General features: G+C 62.2%; 13 protein-coding genes and 3 pseudogenes. 8 read left to right on the forward strand and 8 right to left on the reverse strand.

Features of this window, described 5'->3' with window-relative positions:
• Positions 1–211 precede the first annotated feature (211 nt).
• The 3 genes from queD to HX866_RS10550 all read right to left on the reverse strand — a co-directional run bounded on the left by queD (position 212) and on the right by HX866_RS10550 (position 2,025).
• Positions 212–568 (reverse strand): 6-carboxytetrahydropterin synthase QueD, encoded by a 357-nt coding sequence (queD, locus tag HX866_RS10540; protein WP_121132747.1) that lies wholly within the window; start codon positions 566–568, stop codon positions 212–214.
• Positions 569–652: 84 nt separating this feature from the next.
• Positions 653–1,732: a patatin-like phospholipase family protein gene (locus HX866_RS10545; protein ID WP_177139463.1), complete on the reverse strand. Its 1,080-nt coding sequence runs from the start codon at positions 1,730–1,732 to the stop codon at positions 653–655.
• Positions 1,733–1,881: 149 nt separating this feature from the next.
• Positions 1,882–2,025, reverse strand: coding sequence for a hypothetical protein (locus HX866_RS10550; protein WP_177139465.1), 144 nt, complete (start codon positions 2,023–2,025; stop codon positions 1,882–1,884).
• On the opposite strand from HX866_RS10550, the gene HX866_RS10555 reads away from it, so the two are divergent.
• From HX866_RS10555 to HX866_RS10565, 3 genes are read left to right on the forward strand one after another with little or no spacing between them, the layout of a single operon-like run.
• Positions 2,019–2,327: a PepSY domain-containing protein gene (locus HX866_RS10555; protein ID WP_177093493.1), complete on the forward strand. Its 309-nt coding sequence runs from the start codon at positions 2,019–2,021 to the stop codon at positions 2,325–2,327. The genes HX866_RS10550 and HX866_RS10555 overlap by 7 nt on opposite strands.
• Positions 2,327–2,995, forward strand: a complete 669-nt coding sequence (locus tag HX866_RS10560; protein WP_177106020.1) for a response regulator transcription factor — start codon at positions 2,327–2,329, stop codon at positions 2,993–2,995. Before HX866_RS10555 ends, HX866_RS10560 begins: the two co-directional genes overlap by 1 nt.
• Positions 2,992–4,305, forward strand: coding sequence for an ATP-binding protein (locus tag HX866_RS10565; protein ID WP_177093495.1), 1,314 nt, complete (start codon positions 2,992–2,994; stop codon positions 4,303–4,305). Before HX866_RS10560 ends, HX866_RS10565 begins: the two co-directional genes overlap by 4 nt.
• On the opposite strand, the gene HX866_RS34735 is transcribed toward HX866_RS10565, so the two are convergent.
• Together HX866_RS34735 and HX866_RS34740 are read right to left on the reverse strand one after the other, a co-directional pair.
• Positions 4,302–5,057 carry a methyl-accepting chemotaxis protein gene (locus HX866_RS34735; RefSeq protein ID WP_371319248.1) on the reverse strand — a complete coding sequence of 252 codons (756 nt, stop codon included), beginning with the start codon at positions 5,055–5,057 and terminating at the stop codon, positions 4,302–4,304. The two genes, HX866_RS10565 and HX866_RS34735, sit on opposite strands and share 4 nt — an antisense overlap.
• Positions 5,058–5,159: 102 nt before the next feature.
• Positions 5,160–6,449: pseudogene (locus tag HX866_RS34740) on the reverse strand (HAMP domain-containing protein); the annotation flags it as partial.
• Positions 6,450–6,858: 409 nt separating this feature from the next.
• On the opposite strand from HX866_RS34740, the pseudogene HX866_RS34745 reads away from it, so the two are divergent.
• The 5 genes and pseudogenes from HX866_RS34745 to HX866_RS10585 all read left to right on the forward strand — a co-directional run.
• A pseudogene (locus HX866_RS34745) lies at positions 6,859–7,593 on the forward strand (cache domain-containing protein); the annotation flags it as partial.
• Positions 7,594–7,695: 102 nt separating this feature from the next.
• Positions 7,696–8,451, forward strand: a complete 756-nt coding sequence (locus HX866_RS34750) for a methyl-accepting chemotaxis protein (RefSeq protein WP_371319249.1) — start codon at positions 7,696–7,698, stop codon at positions 8,449–8,451.
• 140 nt (positions 8,452–8,591) lie between these two features.
• Positions 8,592–9,335: pseudogene (locus tag HX866_RS34755) on the forward strand (cache domain-containing protein); the annotation flags it as partial.
• A 102-nt stretch (positions 9,336–9,437) separates the two neighbouring features.
• Complete coding sequence (locus tag HX866_RS34760) at positions 9,438–10,193, forward strand: methyl-accepting chemotaxis protein (RefSeq protein ID WP_371319250.1); 756 nt, start codon at positions 9,438–9,440, stop codon at positions 10,191–10,193.
• A gap of 122 nt (positions 10,194–10,315) precedes the next feature.
• Positions 10,316–11,191: an NAD(P)-dependent oxidoreductase gene (locus HX866_RS10585; RefSeq protein ID WP_177139471.1), complete on the forward strand. Its 876-nt coding sequence runs from the start codon at positions 10,316–10,318 to the stop codon at positions 11,189–11,191.
• A 48-nt stretch (positions 11,192–11,239) separates the two neighbouring features.
• Here the strand turns inward: HX866_RS10585 and trhP are convergent, their stop codons facing one another.
• From trhP to nuoM, 3 genes are all read right to left on the reverse strand, one after another.
• Positions 11,240–12,634, reverse strand: a complete 1,395-nt coding sequence (gene trhP / locus HX866_RS10590) for a prephenate-dependent tRNA uridine(34) hydroxylase TrhP (protein ID WP_177093500.1) — start codon at positions 12,632–12,634, stop codon at positions 11,240–11,242.
• Positions 12,635–12,904: 270 nt separating this feature from the next.
• Entirely contained in the window at positions 12,905–14,368 is a 1,464-nt protein-coding gene (gene nuoN, locus HX866_RS10595) for an NADH-quinone oxidoreductase subunit NuoN (protein ID WP_177106006.1), read from the reverse strand.
• 7 nt (positions 14,369–14,375) lie between these two features.
• Positions 14,376–15,908 carry an NADH-quinone oxidoreductase subunit M gene (nuoM, locus tag HX866_RS10600; RefSeq protein WP_177139473.1) on the reverse strand — a complete coding sequence of 511 codons (1,533 nt, stop codon included), beginning with the start codon at positions 15,906–15,908 and terminating at the stop codon, positions 14,376–14,378.
• Positions 15,909–15,925: the final 17 nt, after the last annotated feature.

Consider the following 15,925-nt stretch of genomic DNA (forward strand, 5'->3'; position numbering starts at 1 on the left):
TTTGTTTTTGCGCCTGAAAAACTACCGGATCACGCGGTCCTCTGTAGGAGCTGGCTTGCCAGCGATGGCGGCCGCAAGGACAACACAGGACTTTGAGGGCCCCATCGCCAGCAAGCCGGCTCCTACAAGTCAGTGTGTACACCGCAAGGGTCCCGCCGAATCCCGGGCATAAAAAAACCACCTGTGCAGGTGGTTTTTTTATAAACGCGATTCACTCCCCGCGATAGATGCAGCCGCTGGTGCAGGTCTCGTGGATACGAATGGCCGACAGCTCAGGCAGCAACGGCTTCAGCTCCTGCCAGATCCACTTTGCCAGGTTCTCGCTGGTAGGGTTCTCAAGGCCGGGAATATCATTCAGGTAGTTATGGTCCAGACGCTCATACAGCGGCTTGAAGATCGCCTTGATCTCCGAGAAGTCACGGATCCAGCCGGTATGCGGGTCCATCTCGCCACTCAGATGAATCGCCACCTTGAACGAGTGACCATGCAGGCGACCGCATTTATGGCCGTCCGGTACATGGGGCAGTTTGTGGGCGGATTCGAACGTAAACTCTTTGAAGATTTCCAAGATGATGTCAGCTCTGAAGGGTGGCCAGCGCGCAGCCGATGAATGCAGGACAGCAGTTTAACAGCTTGCGCAGCGGCAATCGCCTCAAAGCGCCAACAGGCGTTCACCCAGGCGGCCAGTGTCGACCAGTTCGAGAAACTCGTCGCCCAGGCGCCGGCTCTGCTCCATGGCCTTGCGCCAATAGGCCTGGCGTCCCTGGTCATCCCCCATATAACGCTTGAAATCATTACGATCAGGCAGCTTGCTGTGGGGCAGGCGCGCCAGGTATTCCCGCGAAGGCGCCAGCAGTAGCACGTCCTGCAAACGGTCCGGGCTACCCCGGCGCCACGGTAGGGCTTTGTCGAACCAGCCGGGAATGACCTTGTCGGTGAAGTGCGGATACAGCACTACATCATCACCGCTATAGGGCAGGTCGAGGTGATAGTCCAATAAGCCACCATCACGGTAAGTCCCCGCGCCCACCCCAGTGATATCGCGCACGCCTTCCATCACCATCGGAATGGAACCGGAGGCCAGCAGGCCCTGGCGCAGATTGTCCGCGACCAGGGGCAGGCAGCGTGACGGAAAGTCGTTGAGGGCCTGAAGGGGAGGGGCCAGCCGCGGATCATGCAGGATCACCCGTTCGAAGTGCCGTGACAGGCGCGAACGCTTGACCAGGTTGTCGGCGATGACCGACGACAGCCCAAGCCCCAGGCGCCCGCGATGATCGTCGGCGAGCAGGCCGTGGCTCTTCACGATCACCACGTTCAGGCGGTAATGGCTATTGCTCAGGATCGATGCGTCGCGGCCATCGAGCAGGTCATGGAGCATGCGCCGGCAGCTCTCGCTGACCTGGGCCATGGTCACCCCTTTGGCGAAGCTCTGTTCGTTGTAGAGCTGGCCCAGCCGCGTGATGCCTTCGGCGGCATCCGGCAGACAGGCACTGGCGAAGCGCCAGGCACCAATAGACGCGCCGATCAGCGAGCGTTCCCGCGGACTGGCCGGCAGCCACTCGCCGAACAAGGCCAGGTCCAGCCCCTGGATGCCGAGGGCCTTGGGACCGCCGGCCGCACCGGGCAGGATGCCGACGTCGGCGGCTTTCAAGCCCTGTTCGCGAATGCGTTGCAAGGTCCGCTTGCCGGCCTTGAGGGTCAAGGCGGGAAACTTGATATGGATGGCCGTCATACAGTTCTCGTTCTACCGGGACAGGGATTATAGGGGAGCTCGCCGGCTTCGATGAGGGTTGTCCCGCAAAAGCCGGTGTCCGGGCTGATAACCCTCAGAAAAATTCAGTTTTGATTAAGTTGCCGCGTTTACCCTGTGAAGCTGGCAGATCAGCCGATGTTGAGCGGAACAGGCAAGACGGCGACTTCACTTATCAGATAGAACTGCGCGACGCTCAGGGAGTTGAGTGGGAAGTTGGATCGGATGCCATGGGCGGGCAGCTTCTCGAGGATCATCAGGACAGTTAATGACATTGAATCTGCACGCTTGCACCCTGCTCGCGCTCGCGATCTTCTGCTCGCCGGTTGTGGCCAATGACCTGGACCAGGACGAAGCCCTGCGCCTGCGCCGTGAGGGCGTCATCATGCCGCTCGAGCAATTGCTGCAGCAGGCCTTGAACCATTACCCGGGAGCAAAACTGCTGGAAGCCGAACTGGTGAGCCGGCATGACGTCTATGTCTATGACGTCGAGCTGCTGACCCGTGCCGGCGTCGTTCGGGATATCGAGCTGGATGCCAGCAGTGGTCGTTTATTAAAAGACAAGGAAGACGATTGATGCGGCTGTTGTTGGTGGAAGACCATGTGCCTCTTGCGGATGAGCTGTTGGCCAGCCTGACCCGGCAGGGCTATGCCGTCGATTGGCTGGCCGATGGCCGCGATGCGCTGTTCCAGGGGGCGGTCGAACCCTATGACCTGATCATTCTCGATCTCGGCCTGCCCGGCTTGCCAGGGCTCGAGGTGTTGCACAAATGGCGCGCCGACAGCCTCGCCGTGCCGGTGTTGATCCTCACCGCGCGGGGTTCCTGGGCCGAGCGTATCGAAGGGCTCAAGGCCGGCGCCGACGACTACCTGACCAAGCCGTTTCATCCGCAGGAGTTGCAGCTGCGGGTCCAGTCATTGTTGCGCCGGGCCCGTGGCCAGGCCAACCAGCCGACCCTCAAGGCCGCAGGCCTGCAGTTGGACGAAGGTCGCCAGTGCGTCAGCCGCGAGGGTGGCGATGTCCAGCTCACAGCCGCCGAATTCAGGCTGTTGCGCTATTTCATGCTGCACCCGGAACAGATCCTCTCGAAAAGCCATCTGGCCGAGCATCTCTACGACGGCGAAACCGAGCGCGACTCCAATGTGCTGGAGGTGCACGTCAATCACCTGCGGCGCAAGCTGGGTCGCAGCGTGATTGAAACCCGTCGTGGCCAGGGCTATCGGTTTGGTGGCGCGGCCCGGTGAAGTCGATTCAGCGCCGTTTGAGCCTGGGGCTGGTCAGTGTCCTGCTCGTGGCGGGCCTGGTGGTGGCGCCGACCAGCCTCTGGTTGTTCGAGCTGGGCTTGCAGCGTTATCTGGAAGACGGGCTGCACGCTGACAGCGAGAGCCTGCTGGTGGCGCTGGTCCGCACCCCGCAGGGCCTGAAGCTGGATGAGCGACGCTTGTCGCCGGCCTATCAGCGGCCTTTTTCCGGTCACTACTTTCAGATCGATTTCAGCGATCAGCAGTGGCGCTCGCGTTCGCTTTGGGACCAGGAGCTGCCCAGCGTCGAAAAGGCCGGACTGCACGCCAACCTGCAACTGGGCCCGGAAGGGCAGATGCTCCTGGTGCTGCGCTCGAACTACCGGCGCCTGGGCCAGTCGATCAGCATCAGCGTGGCCCAGGACTACACGCCGGTTCGCCGCAATTTCCAGCTGATGCAACGCATCGGCCTGGGCATCGGCCTGACGGCACTGATCGTGATCCTGTTGTTGCAACGGGTCACTGTGCGCCGGGCCCTGCGCCCACTGGAGAACGCCCGCAAGCAAATAGCCCAGTTGCAGCAAGGACAACGCTCGCAACTCGACACCCAGGTGCCGGTGGAACTGGAGCCGCTGGTGTCGCAGATCAATCGTCTGCTGGCCCACACCGAAGGCAGCCTCAAGCGTTCGCGCAATGCCCTGGGTAATCTTGGTCACGCGCTCAAGACCCCGCTGGCGGTCATGCTCAGCCTGACTTCCAGCGCCGAATTGGAAGCCCATCCGCTGCTGCGCAAGACCTTGCGTGAGCAACTGACGCAGATCCAGCAACGCCTGGAGCGGGAACTGGGGCGCGCCCGGCTGGCGGGGGACACCTTGCCCGGCGCGGCCTTCGATTGCGATGGGGAGTTGCCGGCGCTGTTCTCGACCTTGCGCATGATCCATGGCGAGCACCTGCACCTGCACCACGAGGTTCAACCCGGCTTGCAGTTACCCTGGGACCGCGAGGACTTGCTGGAACTGCTCGGCAATCTGCTGGACAACGCCTGCAAGTGGGCCGATGCGCAGGTGCACCTGAGTATTGTCGAAGTCTCGGCGGGCTACCGCCTGGGGATTGAGGACGATGGTCCGGGCATCCCGGCGCAGCGCCGGACGGAAGTCTTCAGCCGTGGTGCCCGCCTGGATGAACAGACCCGCGGGCATGGGTTGGGCCTGGGGATCGTGCGCGATATCGTCGAGGCCTGGGGCGGCGACCTGCGCTTGTCGAGCAGCCCGCTGGGCGGGCTGCTGGTCACCGTCGATGTGCCGCGTCGCTAGACCTGGAACTGGTCCATCAAGCCTTGCTGCTGGTTCGCCAGGCTGTTCAGCGACTGGCTGACCCGCGCCGACTCATTGGCCTGGCCGGACAGCGACTCGGTGACGTCGCGAATGGTCGCGACGTTGCTGTTGATCTCCTCGGCCACCGAGCTCTGTTCTTCCGCCGCGCTGGCGATCTGCAGGTTCATGTCGCTGATCACCGTCACTGCTTCGCCGATCTGGCGCAACGCGGTCACGGCCTGGCCGACCTGTTCGACGCTGCCTTGCGCCTGGCGGTGGCTGCTGCCCATGGCGGTGACCACTTCCTGGGTTCCGCTCTGCAACTGCTCGATGACCTGGCGGGTTTCCTCCACCGACTCCTGGGTACGGCGGGCCAGGTTGCGCACTTCATCGGCGACCACCGCAAAACCACGACCGGCTTCGCCGGCACGGGCCGCCTCGATCGCTGCGTTGAGGGCCAGCAGGTTGGTCTGCTCGGCAATGGCGCGAATCACTTCCAGCACCGAGCCGATCTTTTCACTGTTGGCCGCCAGCCCTTCGATCTGGACCATGGCCGCGCTCATATCGCTGGCCAGATGGCCGATGCTGCTGGTGGTCCGGTCGATCACCGTCAGGCCCTGGCGTGTGGCCTGGTCGGCGGCGCGGGCTGCCTGAGCCGCCTGGGCGGCACTGCGGGCGACGTCCTGGGCAGTGGCGCTCATCTCATGGGAGGCGGTGGCCACCTGGTCGACCTGGCGATATTGCTGTTCCATGCCGGCGCTGGTCTGGGTGGCGATGGCGGCGGACTGGTCGGCGGTGCCCCGGGCGTCCTGCACCGAGCGTTTGACCTCGGCGATCACCGGCTGCAGTTTGTCGAGGAAGCGGTTGAACCACCCGGCCAACTGGCCCAGTTCGTCACGCTTGTCATAGGCCAGGCGGCGGGTCAGGTCACCTTCGCCGCTGGCGATGTCCTCGAGCATGCGTGCCACGGTGAGGATCGGCCGGGTCACGCTGCGGGCCATCAGCCAGACGAGTAACAGGCCGACCACCGCCGCCAATAGGCCAAGGCCAAGTTCGACCAGGGTGCCGGCGGCATTGCGTTCGTCGAGTTGGCGCTTGAGTGTTTCGGCCGGTCCCACCAGGACCTTTTCCGGGATGTCGAGCAATACGCCCCAGGACTTGCCGCCGGGGATCGGTTGAAACGGCGCGAGGATCTTCAATTGTTCCTGTTCGCGCAGGCTCTGTGTTTGAGTGCTGCTGGCCAGTTGGCGGATCAGCCCGGCGCCGTCGAGGGGATCGACCTTGTCCAGGCGCTGGCTGAGTTTGCTGGCGTCCGGGCTATAGCCGGCCAGCAGGCCCACGGGGCTGAGGATGCTGACGCTGGTCTGGCCATCATAAAGCTTCTTGCTCGCCTGCTGGCTGACCGCTTGCAGGCTGTTGAGGTTGATGTCCACCGAGAGTGAAGCGATAACCTTGCCCTCGACCATCAACGGAAACACGATGCTGGTCATCAGCACGTTCTGGCCGTTGATCTCGTAGAAGTAGGGCTCGATTACGCAGGGTTTCAGGGTGCTGCGCGGGCAGGTGAACCAGGCGTTGTTCGGCTCGCCACTGGGGCCGCTGCGGGTGTCGGCCATATCGCTTTCCGGCAGCGGCATGGCGTTCAACTGGCCTGGGGTCGGCTGCGACCAGTAGAGGGCAAAGCGGCCTTTTTCATTGCTGCCCAGCTCCTTCTGGTCGGCGAACAGCTCATCCTTGCCGTCCAAGGCATTGGCTTCGAACACCAGGGACAGGCCGAGCAGATCCGGATTGGCCTGTAGCGCCGACTTCACCTGGCGGGTCAGGTCCTCGCGCAGGTCGAAGGCGTCGAGAAAGCGCTTTTGCGCCTGTTCGCGGAGGAACAGCACCTGGCGCGCAAAACCGTTGCCGTATTGATAGGCGTCCATGAACTGACGACGAATGATCAACGCCTGGACCTCACCCTGGGCTTCGATTCGCGCCTGGGCCGCTTCATTGAGCATCTCCATGCTTGAGGTTTTCACCAGCTCAGAACTGTGTTCCATGCGGTAGAGGGAAAGACCCACCAGCAGAGTGACCACGGCCAATAGGCAGAGTCCGGCGAGCAGGGTTATTTTCCACTGAATGGAGAGCTGTCTGAGCGACATGAAGTGACATCCTTAATCGGGGGCAACAGAAGACGGAAGGTTTAACGGTGTTAGGCTTTTTTCTTTATTTAAGTGTTCAATCAAAAATAAGTAAAGACTTTAAGCCAGCGTCTAATTCACTGAAAAATATAGGGTTATTGAATGAGGTCAGACTGCTTCACGGGGACTGCAAGTTGGCGCGCAGGGACAATAGCGTCAATGAGCCATTAGCTGATATCCAGAGTGCGTCATTTGCGTGTATCAATAGCCACACTGCTCAACTTTGGCTGGCCCAGGCCGCTAACCCATTGAGCATCTATCCCTATAAGAGAGAATCATCATGGGTCTGAGCCTGAAGGCGAAAGTCGTGTCCCTCGCAGTACTCCCGGTATTGCTCTGTGCCCTGGTGATCAGTCTGACCACGGTCTGGATGCTGCAGAACCAGGCCAGGGATGAAGTGCAAGAGACCCGTCAGCGTTTGCTCTCGGAGGCCAAGGTGACCTTGCAGAATTACGTCACCCAGGTGATGACTGCAATCAAGCCGCTCTACGACGCGGCGGCGCCCGGCGATATGGCCGCCCGGGCCCAGGTGGTGAAACTGCTGTCGAGCATCAAGTATGGCAAGGACGGCTACTTTTTCGGCTATGACTCGCAGGTCATTCGGGTGTTCAAGAGCGACAACCCGGACGGCGTCGGCAAGAGTTTCAAGGACGCCCGCGATCCCAACGGTGTCTACGTCAACCGCGACCTGGTCCAGGTGGCGAAGGACGGCACCCATTTCCTGAGCTACAGCGCGTCGCTGGCTACCAATGAGCAGGTGCTGGTGCCCAAGATCGGTTACACCGAATACCTGCCCAAGTGGGATATGGCCATCGGTACCTTTGTTAACCTCGACGGCATCGATGCCCAGGTCGCCGAGGTGGAAACCAAGGTTCACCAGCGTATGGAGGGAGTGATCCTGAGTATTCTCGGGATCACTGCGGTGGTGCTGCTGGTGATCGCGATCCTCGGGATCTGGATGGCCAATGCGATTTTGCGACCGCTGCAACTGATGAAGCTCAGCCTGGACGATATCGCGGCCGGGGAGGGAGACCTGACACGGCGCCTGACAATCAATAGCCAGGACGAACTGGGGCAGTTGGCCGGTTCCTTCAACCGCTTCGTCGACAAGATTCATGGGCTGGTACGGCAGATCACCGAAATGACCGTGCAACTGACTACGCTGGTTTCCCAGGTCAGCGATCAGGCCCAGCGTTCGGAACAGGCGATGGAACGTCAGCGTCACGAAACCGATCAGGTGGCCACGGCGATCAACGAGATGTCCTCGGCGGCCCAGGAAGTGGCGCGCAGTGCCCAAGGTGCTTCGGTCGCCGCCCAGAAAACCGATGCCGAAGGCCAGACCGCCAAGCGTGTGGTCGACGGGAGCATCCAGCAGATCCATGCGCTGGTGAAGGACATCCGCCACAGCGGCACGACCCTGGACAGCCTGCAACAGGATGTGACCTCCATCGTCAGTGTACTCGGGGTGATTCGTTCCATCGCCGAACAGACCAACCTGCTGGCCCTCAACGCCGCCATCGAGGCCGCGCGAGCGGGTGAGGCGGGGCGTGGTTTTGCCGTGGTTGCCGATGAAGTGCGCGCGCTGGCCAGTCGGACCCAGCAGAGCACCCAGGAAATCCAGGGCATGATCGATCGTCTGCAAACGGGGACGCAGGTGGCGGTGGAGGCCATGCGCCGTTCCAGCGAGGCCGGCGACGGGACTTCGGATCGGGCCAACGAGGCCGGCCTGTCGCTGGATACCATGGCGCAGTTGATCGGTACCATCAACGCGATGAACGCACAGATCGCCAGTGCCGCCGAGGAGCAGACTGCGGTGGCCGAAGAGATCAATCGTAGCGTGCACCAGATCGCCACGGCAGTGGACAGCGTCGCCGATGAAACCCAACGCGGCGCCCAGACCTCCCGCAGCCTGGCGGAGCTGGGACGCAACCTGGGCAAGTTGGTCGGGCAGTTCCGGATTTAAAAGCATCGCCGGCAAACCGTTAACCTGTTGAGTGCCTATTCCTATAAGAGAGAACCATCATGCGCCTGAGCCTGAAGACCAAAGTTGTCTCCCTCGCGGTACTGCCGGTATTGCTCTGCGCCCTGGTGATCAGCCTGGCGATGGTGTGGATCCTGCAGAACCAGGCCAAGGATGAGGTGGAGGAAACCCGTCAGCGCCTGCTGTCGGAGGCCAAGGTGACCTTGCAGAATTACGTCACCCTGGCGATCACCGCGATCAAGCCGCTCTACGATGCGTCGGCCCCCGGTGACCTGGCGGCCCGGGCCCAGGCGGTGAAGCTGCTGTCGAGTATCAAGTACGGCAAGGACGGTTACTTCTTTGGCACCGACTCGCAGATCGTGCGGGTGTTCAAGAGTGACAACCCGGATGGCATCGGCAAGAACTTCAACGATGCCCGTGACCCGAATGGCGTCTATTTCACTCGTGAACTGGTGCGGGTGGCCAAGGACGGCAGCCATTACCTGAGGTACAGCGCGTCGCTGGCCACCAACGAACAGGTGTTGGTGCCGAAGATCGCCTACACCGAATTCCTGCCCAAGTGGGATATGGCCATCGGTACCTTTGTCAATCTCGACAATATCGAGGTCCAGGTGGCGGAGGTGGAGACCAAGATCCATCTGCGCATGGAAGGGGTGGTCCTGAGTATCTTCGGCATAGCGCTGGTGGTGCTGCTGGTGATCGCGGTGATCGGGGTATTGATGGGCAATAGCATTTTACGGCCTTTGCAATTGATGAGGCTCAGCCTGGACGATATCGCGGCCGGCGAGGGCGACCTGACGCGGCGCCTGGATATCACCAGCGAGGACGAACTGGGGCAGTTGGCCGGTTCCTTCAACCGCTTCGTCGACAAGATCCATGGTCTGGTGCGGCAGATCAGCGAAATGACCGTGCAACTGACCACGCTGGTGGCCCAGGTCAGCGATCAGGCCCAGCGCTCCGAACAGGCGATGGAGCGTCAGCGTCACGAAACCGACCAGGTGGCCACGGCCATCAACCAGATGTCCTCGGCCGCCCAGGAAGTGGCCCGTGGTGCGCAAGGCGCGGCAGTCGCCGCGCAGCAGACCGATGCCGAGGGCAAGACCGCCAAGCGCGTGGTCGATGGCAGCATCCAGCAGATCCATGCGCTGGTGAAGGACATCCGCCACAGCGGCACCACCCTGGACAGCTTGCAGCAGGACGTGACCTCGATTGTCAGCGTGCTCGGGGTGATTCGTTCCATTGCTGAACAGACCAACCTGCTGGCGCTCAATGCCGCCATCGAGGCGGCGCGGGCGGGTGAGGCGGGGCGTGGTTTTGCGGTAGTAGCCGATGAAGTGCGGGCGCTGGCGAGTCGGACTCAGCAGAGCACCCAGGAAATCCAGGGCATGATCGATCGCCTGCAAACGGGGACGCAGGTGGCGGTGGAGGCGATGCGCCGTTCCAGCGAGGCCGGTGACGGGACTTCGGACCGGGCCAACGAGGCGGGTGTATCGCTGGATACCATGGCGCAGTTGATCGGCACCATCAACACGATGAACGCGCAGATAGCCAGTGCGGCTGACGAGCAGACCTCAGTGGCCGAGGAGATCAACCGCAGCGTGCATCAGATTGCCTCGGCGGTGGACAGTGTGGCGGATGAAACCCAGCGCAGCGCCCAGACTTCCCGCAGCCTGGCGGAACTGGGACGCAACCTGGGCACGTTGGTGGGGCAGTTCCGGATCTGATCCGCAGAGCAGAAAGGCATTGCGCTCGCTGCGCAGTCCTGATTAATTCGTGAGCGGGCCTTCGCCATCTGGGCGATGGCTGGTTTGCGGGTCATTCAGACGACTGATCAGGAGCAATGAAGATGAGCAGAGCTGTTGGATTCATCGGCCTGGGGGTCATGGGCACGCCGATGGCCGCCAACCTGGCCCGCGCCGGGACTCCCTTGGTTGCCTGGAGCCGTTCCGGCGACCGTGACGACACCTTGCGCAGGGCCGGCGCGCAGATTGCCGCGAGTTCTGGCGAGGTGTTCGACCGCTGCCACACGGTGATACTGATGCTGGCCAACGACCAGGCGATCGATGCGGTGCTCGGGCGTGGCCAGCCGGATTTCGCGGCACGGGTCGCGGGGCATGTGATCGTCAACATGGGCACCCACTCGGCCGAGTTCTCCCGGGCGTTGGCCGACGATATCCAGGCGGCGGGCGGTCGGTATGTCGAAGCTCCGGTTTCCGGCTCGCGCAAGCCGGCGGAAACGGGCCAACTGGTGGTGATGCTTGCCGGTGAGCCCGAGGACGTCAGTGCGGTCCGAGAGCTGGTCCAGCCACTGTGCCGTGAGAGTTTCATCTGTGGTGCGGTACCGCAGGCGATCACCATGAAGCTCTCGGTCAACCTGTTCCTGATTACCCTGGTCACCGGCCTGGCGGAGTCCGTTCATTTCGCTGGGCAGCAGGGCATCGACCTGAGCCTGTTCGCCGATGTCCTGAATGCCGGCCCCATGGCCAGCGATGTGTCGCGGATCAAGTTGGGCAAGTTGGTGGCCCAGGATTTCTCCGTGCAGGCGGCCATCAGCGATGTGCTGAAGAACAACCGGCTGGTGGCCCAGGCAGCGAGGACGGCGGGTATCGCCTCACCGCTGCTGGATGTCTGTCATGCGCTGTACGGGGAGACCGAGGCCCTCGGGCAGGGTGCCAGCGACATGGTCGCGGTTATCCATGCCATCGAGCAGCGTGACCTGTAGTCGCGGCGGATACGGACCTGTAGGAGCGAGCTTGCTCGCGGTGGTGGCTCAGGCACCACGGGGCACCAGATGCTCCGCGTTATGGTTGACGTCCATCGCGAGCAAGCTCGCTCCTACAGGGGTTGGGTTGGGCTGCAGATCGCGCATCAATAATCCGAACTGCAATTGCAGATCGTCCGGAACCGGCAGGTACACCGTGTGGCCATCCCCCGGCCCCACGTCGATGGCTTCGCCATTGCCATTGCGCAGTGTCTGCAGATCGAAATGGAAGTTGCCTTTGGGCGTCATCAGTTCCAGGTGATCGCCGATCCCAAAGCGGTTCTTCACCTTGACCTCGGCCAGGCCGTTGCGCCGCAATCCGGTCAACTCACCGACAAACTGCTGGCGTTCGGAAACCGAACTGCCGTTCTGGTAGTTCTGGTATTCGTCATGCACATGCCGACGCAGGAAACCCTCGGTGTAACCGCGCTGGGCCAATGATTCGAGATCGCTCATCAGGCGACGGTCGAACGCGCGGCCGGCCACCGCATCGTCGATGGCCTGGCGATAGGCCTGGGTGGTTCGCGCGCAGTAGAAGTGCGATTTGGTCCTGCCTTCGATCTTCAGCGAGTGCACGCCCATGTGGGTCAACCGCTCGACATGCTGCACGGCGCGCAGGTCCTTGGCGTTCATGATGTAGGTGCCGTGCTCGTCCTCGAACGCCGGCATCGACTCCTCGGGACGATTGGCTTCCTGCAACAGGAATACCTGTTCACTCGGGACTCCCAGCCCCAGGGTCGGCTCGACGACCTTGACGATGTCGCCGGTGAGATCTTCCTCGGCGACTTGCGCCGAGTACTTCCAGCGACAGGCATTGGTGCAGGAGCCCTGGTTGGCATCGCGTTTGTTCAGGTAGCCGGACAACAGGCAGCGCCCCGAGTAGGCCATGCACAGCGCCCCATGGACGAAGACCTCCAGCTCCATGTCCGGGACCTGCTCGCGGATCTCGGCGATTTCTTCCAGGGACAGCTCCCGGGAGAGGATGATCCGGCTCAACCCCAACTGCTGCCAGAACTGCACGCTGGCCCAGTTCACCGTATTGGCCTGCACCGACAGGTGAATCGGCATCTGCGGAAAGTGCTGGCGCACCAGCATGATCAGGCCGGGGTCGGACATGATCAGCGCGTCCGGGGCCATGGCGATCACCGGCGCCAGGTCCCTGAGAAAGGTCTTCAGCTTGGCATTGTGCGGGGCGATGTTCACCACCACGTAGAAGCGCTTGCCCTGGGCCTGGGCTTCGTGGATGCCGAGCGCCAGGTTGGCGTGGTCGAACTCGTTGTTGCGCACCCGCAGGCTGTAGCGCGGCTGGCCGGCATAGACCGCATCGGCGCCATAGGCGAAGGCATAACGCATGTTCTTCAGGGTGCCGGCGGGGGCCAGCAGTTCGGGGGAGGGGAGGGCCATGGTCGGATTGTTCGCAAAAGGTCGCGAGGCTAAGGCATTGACGCCCGAGACGTATTGACCTGGGTCTATTCAGGCAGGCTTTGCGACTGTGCTGAACACACGCCTGTAGGAGCCGGCTTGCTGGCGAAGAACGATAACGCGGTCTACCTGAAACACCGTGGCGTCTTCATCGCCAGCAAGCCGGCTCCCACAAATTGCCGTCGTGTCCCGGAAACAAAACACCCCGCCGGAGTTGCCTCGGGCGGGGTGTCGGGTCCAGCGGGCTAAAACTCAGCTCGCCAGTACCGCGTGTTGCACCAGCTCCAGCAGCGGTTGCGGGTACAGGCCGAGGAAGAAGGCCAGTAGCGCGATCGCCAGCAGCATGACGCCGCCAGCACGCTGTTCCCAATGCAGTTGGGCATCGACACGACGCAGGTTCGGTTCGATCAGGTACAGGGTCACCATCACACGCAGGTAGTAGAACACGCCGATGGCGCTGCCCAGTACCAGGGAACCGAGCAGCCACCAGTGATGGGACTCGACACCGGTCGCGATGATGTAGAACTTGCCGATAAAGCCGGCGGTCAACGGGATACCGGCCAGGGACAGCATCATCACGGTCAGTACGGCAGTCAGGTACGGACGGCGCCAGAACAGGCCGCGGTATTCGTACAAGGCATCCGCGTCACGGCCTTTGTAAGGCGAGGACATCAGGGTGATCACGCCGAAAGCGCCGAGGCTGGTGATCACGTAGGTGACCAGGTACACGCCCATGGCTTCCATGGCCATGCCCTTGCTCGCCACCAGGGCGATCAACAGGTAGCCGAAGTGGGCGATGGACGAATAACCCAGCAGACGCTTGAGGTTGTTCTGGGTCAGCGCCAGCAGGTTACCTATCAGGATCGAGGCAATGGCGATTACCGCCAGTACGTTGCTCAGGACGCCACTGCTGGCCACCGGAGATATCTGGAACAGGCGGATCATCACGGCGAACACCGCCACCTTGCTGGCGGTGGCAAGGAATGCCGCCACCGGCGCAGGTGCGCCTTCGTACACGTCCGGGGTCCACAGGTGGAACGGCACCAGCGACAGCTTGAACGCCAGGCCGACCAGCATCATGCCCAGGCCCAGCTGGGCAATCGGGCTTGGCAGGCCGGTGGCTGCCAGCGCATGACCGATACCGCTGAAGCTCAGCGTGCCGGCTTCCGCGTAGAGCAGGGCCATACCGAACAGCAGGAAGGCCGAACCTGCAGCCGACAGCACCATGTACTTGATGCCGGCTTCCAGCGAACGCTTGTTGAAGAAGGCGTAGGCCACCAGGCCGTAGACCGGTACCGAGAGCAACTCCAGGCCGATAAACAGGCTGGCCAGGTGCTGCGCGCTGACCAGGACCAGACCGCCGGCGGCGGCCATCAGGATCAGCAGGTAGAGTTCTTCACGGTTGCCCGGATAGCCGTCGCCGCCATCACCCAGATACGCATGGGCCAGGGTGACGCAAGCCAGGGTGGCGACCAGGATCAAGGCCATGTACAGGCAGGCGAAGTCGTCGATCTGGATCAACGCCGTCACCGCCAGTGGCGCGACTTTCAGCGCCGGGATGATCGACAGCAGCGCCAGGTTGAGACCGGCCACCGAGAGCAGGAAGGTCTGTGAGTGGTTGCGGCGCCAGGCGATCGCCAGCATCACCACGACAATGGTGAGACTGGTGATCAGCAGCGGTGCAAGCGCAATAAAGTGTTGAGTCGTCAGGTCCATAGCGCTCTTACCGGGCCGAAGCGAGTTGAGTGAAGGCGGTGCCGAGCCACTGCTGCACACCCTGCATGGTGGCGGCGGAAGTATCGAGGAACGGTTGCGGGTACACGCCGATGTAGATCAGCAGTACCGCCAGTCCCAGCACCATGATCAGTTCGCGGCCATCCATGCCGTGCAGCACGGCATCGGATTTGGACGGGCCGAAGTAGGCACGGTGAATCATGATCAGCGAATAGACCGAACCGAACACCAGGCCCGACGTGGCAATCGCGGTAATCCACGGTGCCGCGACGAAGGTGCCGATCAGGATCAGGAACTCACCGACGAAGTTGCCGGTACCCGGCAGGCCCAGGGACGCCGCCGCGAAGAACAGGCTGATGGCCGGCAGGTAGGCGATCTTCGACCACAGGCCACCCATCTCGCGCATATCGCGGGTATGGGTACGCTCGTAGAGCTGGCCGCTGAGGATAAACAGTGCCGCTGCCGACAGGCCGTGGGCGAGCATCTGGATCACCGCGCCTTGCAGGGCCTGCTGGCTGCCGGAGTAGATCCCGATCAGCACGAAGCCCATGTGCGAAACGCTGGAGAAGGCGATCAGGCGCTTGATATCGGTTTGTGCGAAGGCCAGGAACGCGCCGTAGAAGATCCCGATCAGACCCAGGGTCATGGCAATCGGCGCGAACTCCGCCGAGGCATTCGGGAACAGCGGCAGGGCGAAACGCAGCAGACCGTAGGCCGCCGTTTTCAGCAAGATACCGGCCAGGTCCACGGAACCGGCGGTCGGGGCCTGGGCGTGAGCGTCAGGCAGCCAGGAGTGGAACGGCACCACCGGCAGTTTCACCGCGAAGGCGATGAAGAAGCCGAGCATCAGGATGTACTCGGTGGTCAACGACATCTTGGTTTTCAACAGGTCGGCGTAGTTGAAGGTAATCACGCCGGTGTTGTTGAAGTTGACCAGGACCAGACCGAGGATCGCCACCAACATGATCAGGCCGGAAGCCTGGGTGAAGATGAAGAACTTGGTCGCCGCGTAGATCCGGGTTTTCTTGCCGTCCGAAGAACTGTGACCCCAGAGCGCGATGAGGAAATACATCGGCACCAGCATCATTTCCCAGAAGAAGAAGAACATGAACAGGTCGAGGGCCAGGAACACGCCGACGACACCGCCCAGGATCCACATCAGGTTCAGGTGGAAGAAGCCCACGTGACGCTGAATCTCTTTCCAGGAGCAGAGTACCGAGAGGATACCCAGCAGGCCGGTCAGCAGGATCATCAACAGCGACAGGCCGTCGAGGGCCAGGTGCACGTTGATGCCGAAGCGCTCGATCCAGATGTGCTTGAACTCAAGCGCGAAGGTCGGAGCGGCGCCAGGCGCCGGTGCCAGATGGAAATCCCCGTGGGCCCACAGCCAGAGGCCGAGGGCGAGTTCGAGGGACATGGTCAGCAACGCAATCCAGCGGGGGAGGGTGGAGCCGAAACGCTCACCCATCCAGCACAGCAGGCCGCCGATAAAGGGGATCAGGATTAGCCAAGGCAGAATCATGACGGGCTCAATTCCTT

The sequence above is a fragment of the Pseudomonas gingeri genome, assembly GCF_013386165.1.
GTDB classification, from domain to species: domain Bacteria; phylum Pseudomonadota; class Gammaproteobacteria; order Pseudomonadales; family Pseudomonadaceae; genus Aquipseudomonas; species Aquipseudomonas gingeri_C.

Coding starts and splice junctions, on each gene's coding strand:
- HX866_RS10545 (WP_177139463.1), bottom strand. CDS start 1,732: ATGACGGCCATCCATATCAAGTTTCCCGCCTTGACCCTCAAGGCCGGC.
- HX866_RS10555 (WP_177093493.1), top strand. CDS start 2,019: ATGACATTGAATCTGCACGCTTGCACCCTGCTCGCGCTCGCGATCTTC.
- HX866_RS10550 (WP_177139465.1), bottom strand. CDS start 2,025: ATGTCATTAACTGTCCTGATGATCCTCGAGAAGCTGCCCGCCCATGGC.
- HX866_RS10560 (WP_177106020.1), top strand. CDS start 2,327: ATGCGGCTGTTGTTGGTGGAAGACCATGTGCCTCTTGCGGATGAGCTG.
- HX866_RS34735 (WP_371319248.1), bottom strand. CDS start 5,057: ATGGAACAGCAATATCGCCAGGTCGACCAGGTGGCCACCGCCTCCCAT.
- HX866_RS34750 (WP_371319249.1), top strand. CDS start 7,696: ATGGAACGTCAGCGTCACGAAACCGATCAGGTGGCCACGGCGATCAAC.
- HX866_RS34760 (WP_371319250.1), top strand. CDS start 9,438: ATGGAGCGTCAGCGTCACGAAACCGACCAGGTGGCCACGGCCATCAAC.
- HX866_RS10585 (WP_177139471.1), top strand. CDS start 10,316: ATGAGCAGAGCTGTTGGATTCATCGGCCTGGGGGTCATGGGCACGCCG.
- trhP (WP_177093500.1), bottom strand. CDS start 12,634: ATGGCCCTCCCCTCCCCCGAACTGCTGGCCCCCGCCGGCACCCTGAAG.
- nuoN (WP_177106006.1), bottom strand. CDS start 14,368: ATGGACCTGACGACTCAACACTTTATTGCGCTTGCACCGCTGCTGATC.
- nuoM (WP_177139473.1), bottom strand. CDS start 15,908: ATGATTCTGCCTTGGCTAATCCTGATCCCCTTTATCGGCGGCCTGCTG.